The organism is Burkholderia sp. IO2, from assembly GCF_029522185.1.
In the GTDB taxonomy this organism is placed as follows: domain Bacteria; phylum Pseudomonadota; class Gammaproteobacteria; order Burkholderiales; family Burkholderiaceae; genus Burkholderia; species Burkholderia cenocepacia.
Genome location: NZ_JAKWFH010000114.1, coordinates 1 through 8,423, shown reverse-complemented (window position 1 = coordinate 8,423; position 8,423 = coordinate 1). Strand labels below are relative to the sequence as shown.

Below are 8,423 nucleotides of genomic sequence, written 5' to 3'. Positions count from 1 at the left end.
CCTGGACCTCGGTCGGCGTCATCGGCCCCTTGACCAGTTGGTCCAGCAGTTCCTTGGGCAGTTCAGGCAGCGGCCCGCGGGCCGCGGCCTGACGCGCTACAGTTTGCCTTTTCTTCTTCATTGGCATATCCATGACTTTTACACCTCATGATATGCCTCGCCCACGAAATCACGGATAGGTCCTCTCGGCTATATACACTACGTACGCTATCGAGAACATCAACTTGCAGTTGCGCAAGGTCATCAAGACCCGAGGACATTTCCCGACCGATGGGGCTGCCACCAAGCTCATCTGGCCGGCACTGCGTAACATCACTGCTGATTGGGGGTGTGCTGCTCACGACCGGAAAGCGGCTATGAACGAGTTCGCCAACCTTACGAGGATTGATCGATTCGACCGTCCGTATGAATCTCAACCCGCCTTGCGCATGGAAATCCTGACATCCCCCGGAACCCGAATAGCAGTCGAGCCGAACTGCACCGGAAAGCCCCCTTTGGGTTCCCGCAAGCATACCGGACGAGATGTCGTTGTTGTTACAGCTATTCAGACCGGACAGGATTAACGAGTGCAGACGGATGCCAACTAAACATTGTCGGGCATCGTTAAAGAACGTCACAGAATCCGGCGCCAACAAGCAAAACGGCTACCGTGACCCCACGGCAGCCGCCCTCAGAAACCCCAAGCCAAACCCCAAATCAACCCTTACTCATCCACCTTAAAAGCCGAAGCCAGCTTGGTCAATTCCGCCGCCTGCTGCTTCAAACTCTCCGCCGCTGCCGCGCTTTCCTCGACCAAAGCCGCATTCTGCTGCGTCATCTGATCGAGCGACTGCACCGCGTCCCCGATCTGATCGATCCCGGCGCTCTGCTCCAGGCTAGCCTCTGCAATCTCGGTCATCATCGCGCTAACGCCTTGAACCTGCGACACAACATCGCTCATCACCTTCCCCGCCTCACTAACGAGCCGCGACCCGGCACCCACCGTCCCCGCGCTGTGCTCGATCAGCGCCTTAATCTCCTTCGCCGCCTGCGCACTACGCTGCGCCAGATTCCGCACTTCCGAAGCGACAACAGCAAACCCACGCCCCTGCTCCCCCGCCCGCGCCGCCTCCACCGCAGCATTCAGCGCCAGAATATTCGTCTGAAACGAGATACTGTCGATCATCACGATGATCTCGGAAATCCGTTGCGAAGCGTCACTGATCTGCTCCATCGTCGTCACGACCTCGCCCACCACCTGCCCACCACGCGCCGCCGTATCCGCCGCACCATTGATCATCTTCGCCGCGGTAGTCGCCGTCTCGGTGTTGTTGCGCACCACGGCCGTGATCTCTTCCATCGACGAAGCCGTCCGCTCCAGGTTGCTCGACTGCCCTTCGGTGCGCTCGCTGAGATCCGCATTCCCCGAAGCAATCTGCGCCGACCCGGTCGCAATCGACGCCGAAGCCGCACGAATCCGATGAACGAGCGTCGACAACGACGACACGAACCGGTTGAACGCATCCGACAATTGCCCGATCTCGTCCTCGCTCTCAACCGTCATGCGGCGCGTCAAATCGCCCTGACCGCTGGCAATCTCCGACAGCAGCGTAGCCGCCCGCCGAATCGGTGCGGCAATTGCACGCCCCACCAGCCAGATCACGATCAACGCAACCCCAAGCCCCACCACCGCCGCAACCAGTGCCGCGCTGCGGATCGCACGCGTCACCGGCCCGAGCAGTTCGGCCTGCGGCACCTGGACCACCACATACGCATTCAACTCAGGAATAAACGACGTCGCGATAAACCGCGCGCCGCCATCACCGTCGTAGCTGAGATACACATACGGCTTACCCGCAAGCAACGTGGACGACGCATCGCCCGGCAGCCCCGGTTCATCCTTCAGAAAATGCTTGCCGTCGATCAGCGACGTATCGCGATGCATCATGATCGCGCCGTCGGGGCGCACGAGATACGCGAACCCGGTTTCACCGATCCGGTAAGCCGAGATACCCTTCGCGAGCGCATCGACGGACAGGCTCATGCACGCCGCGCCGACCGGCACGCCATCGAGTTCGATACGGCTGTTGATGAACATCATGTAGCCGCCGACGGTCACCTCGCGATCCATGTTCACGTCGTACGCCTTGCCCGACGACAGGAAACTGGTCAGCCACTGATCCTTGTCGGTCACCTTCCGCTGCAAGCCGGCTTCGTTGTAGTAGTTGCCGCTCTTCACCGACACCCACTGCACGGACGCGGCCTTCTGCTCGTCCTTCACGTTCTTCGCGAGCTGAATCCAGTTGCGCGTGCCGGCGTCGGGTTCGCCGTCGGCTTCCCATTGCAGCAGGAACGCATCGCGCGCGAGAATGCGCGACGCGGCGATCGGGCCGGCCATCTGGCGCTGCACGTCGGCGCGGATACCGTTGACCGCGGTCGGCAGCTCTTCGCGGACGACGCGCTCTCGCACCGCGTTGCCGATCAGACGAACGCTGAGCCCGCTCGAAATCGCGACGAACACGAGCAGGCAACTCGTCATGCTGAGAATCAGCTTGTTCTGAATGGAAAGCTTGCGCCAGAAATGCATGGGGAACCCTCGATAACCGCTCGGTCTGAGCCAGTTTGGGTTATCGGCATGCACGCGCAGAACCACATCGTTGATTTCAAATGTCGATCATTCGAGATTCGTTATGTTGTTGATGGGCGGGCATATGCAGCCGCCTATATGTACGAGAACCATGCAAATACAACGCGCGGATCAATACGCAACGAAGATCGTGACGCGCCGGTTTCGCGCTCTTGATGCCGCATCGTCCCCCGCGACAAGCGGCTGCGTATCCGCCCGCCCGATCGCCGCCAGCCGATGCGGCGCGACACCGCGCTCGGTCAGATAACGCACCACACTCCCCGCACGCGCCGACGAAAGCTCCCAGTTCGATTCGTATTTCGCGTTCGCGATCGGCACGCTGTCGGTGTGGCCTTCGACGAGGATGTCGCCGGTTGCATGCGCGCTCAATGCCTGCGCAATCTGGTTCAGCACCGGCGACGAATCGGGCAGCAACCGCGCATCGCCGACGTTGAACAGAATCTTCGCGTCGATACCGATCTCGACGCCATGCGGCGCCTTCACCAGCGAAATGCGTCCATTCGACTTCAACGAATCGAGCAACGCGAGCCACGGCGGCGCAGGGTCGGACTTCGCGGTATCGACGGCGGCAGTCGCCGCGCCCCCGGCCTGCCGCGCAAGCGTCTGATACCGCGCATCGAGCGCGTTGTATTTCGCGAGCTGAAGCACGTACAGCGCGAGAAACAGCACCATCAGCGTCGTGATGAGATCCGCGTACGAAATCAGCCAGCGTCCGGACTGCGCGCCTTCGAGTTCGTCATCGTCGCGATCGGCAGCGGATGCGCCGTCAGTTCGAGCAGTCATGCCGTCGGGAATCCGGGTTCGTCATACGGTACAAATACAGGCCCACGCGCAAGCACAAAGCACACGAACATCACGCGAGCGATTCCGCCGCCCGCCCGCGCACATCGCCGGTCAATCGCGTCTCGATCGTATGCGGCGACTCCTTGCGCGAGATCGCGAGCAAGCCGTCGAGATACAGCTTGCGAAACCGCATCTCGCTGTCGATCTGCGCGCGCAGCTTGCCGTACAGCGGCAGGAACACGAGGTTCGCGAACGCGAGCCCGTACAGCGTCGCGACGAACGCCACCGCGATGCCCGGCCCGAGCTGTGCCGGCTCCAGAATATGGCTCGTCACCTGCACGAGCCCGAGCACCGAGCCGAGAATGCCGAACGTCGGCGCATAGCCGCCGGCCTGCTGCCACACGCGCACGGCGGCGAGGCGGCTGCGTTCGTACGCATCGAGTTCGCGCTGCAACGCATCTTCGAGCACCGCGGTCGACACGCCGTTCGCCAGCAGTTCGAGCCCGCGCCGCGCAAACGGATGAATGCCGCTCACGTCCATCGATTCGAACGCGAGCAGCCCGTCGAGCTTCGCGCGATCGCCCCATTCGAGCAGGTCGGACAAGTTCTTGCGATCGACTTCGCGCGCCCGCACGAACGCGAGCCGCAACTGCTTCACCGCGTCGAAGAAGCGCGCCCACGTGTTCTGGATCATCACCGCGCCGAGCGTGCCGCCGAGCACGATCACGAGCGCCTCGAACTGGAACAGCATCGAGAAATGCCCGCCTTCCAGCGCGAACCCGAACACGATCGCCGCGCCGCCCAGCACCACCCCGACCAGGGTCAACAGATCCATACGCGCCTCCGTATCACGCATCCGACGCCGAAGTCGACGCAACGGCCGTTGCGCCCGCCGCAGGCGCCTTCGCCGCGCGTACGGCCTCCAGCACGCGCTGTTCGATCTCGTCGATCTCGACCGGATCGAGCTTGAGTTCGCGGCGCATCACCCACGACACCTCGTTGCGCCGCGCCTCGGTCATCACGGAAAACAGCTTGTCGGCCACCGCGCGATCGTCGAGGTTCGCGATCAGCTTCGCGAGGTCATAGGTATCGAACGCGCTGATCACGTCGAACAGCGTGCGCTGGTCGATCCAGACGAGATCCTCGAGCGCGCGCACGTCGCCGCCGCGGCGCGCGTTGCGGCGCGAGAAATACGCAACGCCTTTCTGTTCGACGTAGTTCAGCACCTTCGATTTGCGGAACGCGAACACTTCTTCCGCGATCTCGCCGTTCGACAGCTTGTTGAGCAGCAGCGTCTTGTCGACGCCGATCAGCGATTCGAGATCGGCCAGTTCGATGAGTTCGAGTTCACTGTTGATCGATACGTCGAGATCGTGATCGGCCACCTGTTGCGCGCGGTCGATCACGCGGGCGGCGTCGAATATGACGACCTGGCGCGCATCCGACGAAGCCGCGTAATCGCTTGCGCCACCGGTGCCGTCGCCCTGCGCGGCTTCGATCGTGACGAGGTTGAGCTTCTCCATGCGCCGCAGCATCGCGAGCACGTGCGGCCGCGAATGGCCGGCAATCGCGCGGCATTTGCGAATCACTTCGGCAAGCGGCACCGAGGTTTCGGCCGCGTGCGCCTGCATCGGCCGGCGCGCCCACGTGTCGCCGGATTCGCGCGCGTCGGCGCCGGCCATCAGCGACAGCACGTGCGCATACGACAGCACGCCCGGCATGAAATCGGCATGCGTATAGGTCGCCAGTTGGTCGTCCTTGCGCTTCACGCGGCGGATCATCGTTCGCACGATATGGCGCAGCAGCGCGGACACGCGCTCGATTTCTTCATCGAGCATGCCGGCCGGCACGACGGTGAGCTGGCAGAACGAAAGCGCCTTCGCGGTATGCGCGCGCGGTTCGGCGGCGAGCAGCGCCGATTCGCCGAAGAACTCGCCGCGGCCGAGCGTCGCGACGATCACACGCTTGTCTTCGCAGCGCGTGGACAGCTCGACCTTGCCGTCGGTAATCAGAAAGATGACGGGCTCGCCCGCGAAGCCCTCCGAGTAGATGATTTCTCCGGGCGCCGCGGTACGCGTCCACGATTGCTGACGATTCAAGTCGATTCCCCTGCTGCGCTGGTTATTGCGGACTGCGCGTCGCACGTCTGAAGCATGCGATCGCGAGTCGTCCCCGTGACTCGTTTACGTCATCGTGCGCAACATCCTTTAGGGCATTCGTGCTCGTTTCGAACCGAAATCAAGGTAAAACGTTTGCGGATTGCGCGGGCGCATCGATCGTTCGTTTCGCCGTTTGCGCATGTAGTGAAATTGAAAGCCCGCCGCGACCGCATGCGTCCGGTCAGAACTCCATGTCGAGTTCGTCGATGTCTTCGTGCTCGGCCTTCGCCGCGTCGATCCATTCGGCGACGAACGGATGCGCGAGGACGCGCATGCAGTACTCGGCGACGTCCGGTTCGAGTTTCACGTCGTAGGTCAGGAAGCGCGTGACGACCGGCGCATACATCGCGTCGGCGATGCCGATCTCGGCACCGAACAGCCAGGGGCCGCCGTACTCGGCCAGGCACTCGCGCCAGATCGTCACGATCCGCTCGATGTCGTGCTGCGCGCGCGACCAGATCCGGAAGCCGGGGAAATGTCCGCGCAGGTTCATCGGCAGCGCGGATCGCAACGCGCTGAAGCCGGAATGCATCTCGCCGCAGATCGACCGACAATGCGCGCGTGCATGCCGGTCGTCGGGCAGCAGCCGCGCCTGCGGGCGGATCTCGTTCAGGTATTCGGCGATCGCGAGCGTATCCCACACCGCGTTGCCGTCGTGCGTCAGGCACGGCACGAGGATCGACGGCGACAGCAGCAGCAGCTCCGCGCGCGACGTCGCATCGATCGGCACGCTGATCGTCTCGAACGCGAGCCCGCTCAGCTTCGCGAGCAGCCAGCCTCGCATCGACCACGACGAGTAATTGCGGCTGCTGATGGTCAGCGTCGTCCGTGCGTTGGATTCCATGTCGCTCCCCTGCTGAATGTCGTTCGTGCCCCTGCACCGTAAACGGACGCGCCGCATGAACGGCCGCACCACGTCTGTGCGGTCCGTTCGCCGAACTGGCGCAACGTCGCACGACCGCGCGGCACGTGTCGCACGCCCGACCGGCAAGGCAACGCGTCACCTTCGCGCTGCGTTATCACGTCCCGCGCGCGCCGCCGCGCTCCCGAACCGCTGCAACGCGCGTGCCAGCCTCACGCTGGCATACGGCTTGCCTCGTTCCTTGCAATGCGGCGTCACGAGCGACGGTCATGAACCTGCTTGCCTATCCGTTTTATCAATGGTCTGCGGAATGCCTGCGCCCGGCGCGTGCATGGGCCGCCGCCACCCGCGCGACGATGTCGCTGTGGCCGCCGGCGACATCGACGCCGACCGGCCGCATGGTCGACGCGCTGTGCGAACTGCTCGAATGCTGCGCGTTCTCGCATCGGCGGCCGCCGTTCGGAATCGCGTCGGTCGTCGTCGACGGCGACACGGTGCCGATCGTCGAGGAAGCGGCGGCGGTCACGCCGTTCGCGACATTGCTGCATTTCCGCAAGGCACGGCCGGTCGCGCGCCAGCCGCGCGTGCTGATCGTCGCGCCGATGTCCGGGCACTTCGCGACGCTGCTGCGCGGCACGGTACGCACGATGCTGGCCGACCACGACGTATACATCACCGACTGGCACAACCCGCGCGACATCCCGCTGGCGGCCGGACGCTTCGGCTTCGACGAGTACGTCACGCACGTGATCGACTTCATCCGCCACATCGGCCCGGACGCGCACGTGCTGGCGATCTGCCAGCCGACCGTCGCATCGCTGGCGGCCGTCTCGCTGATGGCGGCCGGCGGCGATCCCGCGCAGCCCGCGAGCCTCACGTTGATGGCCGGCCCGATCGACTGCCGCGTGAATCCGACGAAGGTCAACGAACTCGCGACGAGCCAGCCGATCGAATGGTTCGCGCGCAACCTGATCAGCGTGGTGCCGACGGGTTTCGTCGGCGCGCAGCGGTGCGTGTATCCGGGTTTCGTGCAGGTCGGCGCATTCATGTCGATGAACCCGGACCGCCATGCGGCGTCGTTCGCCGATCTGTACTACGAACGCGCGAAAGGCGACCCCGCGAAAGCCGACACGTTGCGGCACTTCTACGACGAATATTTCGCGACGGCCGACCTCACCGCGGAGTTCTATCTGGAAACGGTCGAGAAGGTGTTCCAGCAGTACGCGCTCGCGCGCGGCGAGCTGGCGGTGGGCGACACACTGGTCGAACCGGCGGCGATTCATCGCACCGCGCTGTTGACGATCGAAGGCGAGAAGGACGATATCTGCGCGGTAGGCCAGACGGTGGCCGCGCAGGAACTGTGTTCGGGGTTGCCGTCGTACCTGAAGACGCACCATGTACAGACGGGCGTCGGGCACTACGGCGTGTTCAACGGCAGCCGGTGGGAAACGCAGATCTATCCGATCGTGCGGGCGACGATCCACGACAACGAGCCGTACGACCGCACCGCGGACGCGCAAGGCGACACGCACGGCGCGCACTACGTCACGCTGCGCGCGCTGCTCGATGCACGGGCATCAGGGATCGATGCGGCGACCGAAACGCAATCGGCGCACGCGCACTGAACGCGGCTAGCCAAACAGTGAATCGCCCCGGCGGAGAAGCGGGGCGATGTGTGCTGCAGCATTCGGACGACGCGCGAGCGAAACCGCTCGCGCGCCGGGCCGGCTCGTTACGAGCAGGCCTTGCCGTGCGACGCGTGGTAGCCCTTCGCCTTCGCGTCGGCTTCCGACATGTAGCTGCCGTGCTTCGTCTTGCCGTAGTACTTGTCGGTCGAGCAGTGATAGACCTTCGTGCTGTCGTTCGCCCACACCTTGCCCGCGCCGCCGCCCGGCGCCGCGGCCGTCGTGGCGGCGCTCTTCGCGCCTGCGGCGCCCGATGCCGGCGCGGCGGAAGCCGCCGTAGCCGGGGCCGCGGCCGGTGCGCTCGCCGC

General features: G+C 64.2%; 6 protein-coding genes and 2 pseudogenes. 2 read left to right on the top strand and 6 right to left on the bottom strand.

What is annotated here, in order from left to right; translation table 11 throughout:
• Positions 1-191 precede the first annotated feature (191 nt).
• A pseudogene (locus MMB92_RS34720) lies at positions 192-404 on the top strand (transposase); the annotation flags it as partial.
• 299 nt (positions 405-703) lie between these two features.
• Here the strand turns inward: MMB92_RS34720 and MMB92_RS34715 are convergent.
• From MMB92_RS34715 to MMB92_RS34695, 5 genes are all read right to left on the bottom strand, one after another.
• Complete coding sequence (locus tag MMB92_RS34715) at positions 704-2,566, bottom strand: methyl-accepting chemotaxis protein (RefSeq protein ID WP_048988924.1); 1,863 nt, start codon at positions 2,564-2,566, stop codon at positions 704-706.
• 171 nt (positions 2,567-2,737) lie between these two features.
• Positions 2,738-3,409, bottom strand: a complete 672-nt coding sequence (locus tag MMB92_RS34710) for an OmpA family protein (RefSeq protein WP_060267802.1) — start codon at positions 3,407-3,409, stop codon at positions 2,738-2,740.
• A 70-nt stretch (positions 3,410-3,479) separates the two neighbouring features.
• On the bottom strand, positions 3,480-4,244 hold the full coding sequence (locus tag MMB92_RS34705; RefSeq protein WP_006484340.1) for a flagellar motor protein: 765 nt from the start codon (positions 4,242-4,244) through the stop codon (positions 3,480-3,482).
• 13 nt (positions 4,245-4,257) lie between these two features.
• Positions 4,258-5,508, bottom strand: coding sequence for a cyclic nucleotide-binding domain-containing protein (locus tag MMB92_RS34700; RefSeq protein ID WP_226245119.1), 1,251 nt, complete (start codon positions 5,506-5,508; stop codon positions 4,258-4,260).
• Between the two features lie 241 nt (positions 5,509-5,749).
• The gene (locus tag MMB92_RS34695) at positions 5,750-6,412 is read right to left on the bottom strand and encodes a glutathione S-transferase family protein (RefSeq protein ID WP_006496046.1); all 663 of its coding nucleotides are present in this window, start codon (positions 6,410-6,412) and stop codon (positions 5,750-5,752) included.
• 287 nt (positions 6,413-6,699) lie between these two features.
• On the opposite strand from MMB92_RS34695, the gene phaZ reads away from it, so the two are divergent.
• Entirely contained in the window at positions 6,700-8,055 is a 1,356-nt protein-coding gene (gene phaZ / locus MMB92_RS34690; RefSeq protein ID WP_077190828.1) for a polyhydroxyalkanoate depolymerase, read from the top strand.
• 107 nt (positions 8,056-8,162) lie between these two features.
• Here the strand turns inward: phaZ and MMB92_RS34685 are convergent.
• A pseudogene (locus MMB92_RS34685) lies at positions 8,163-8,423 on the bottom strand (hypothetical protein); the annotation flags it as partial.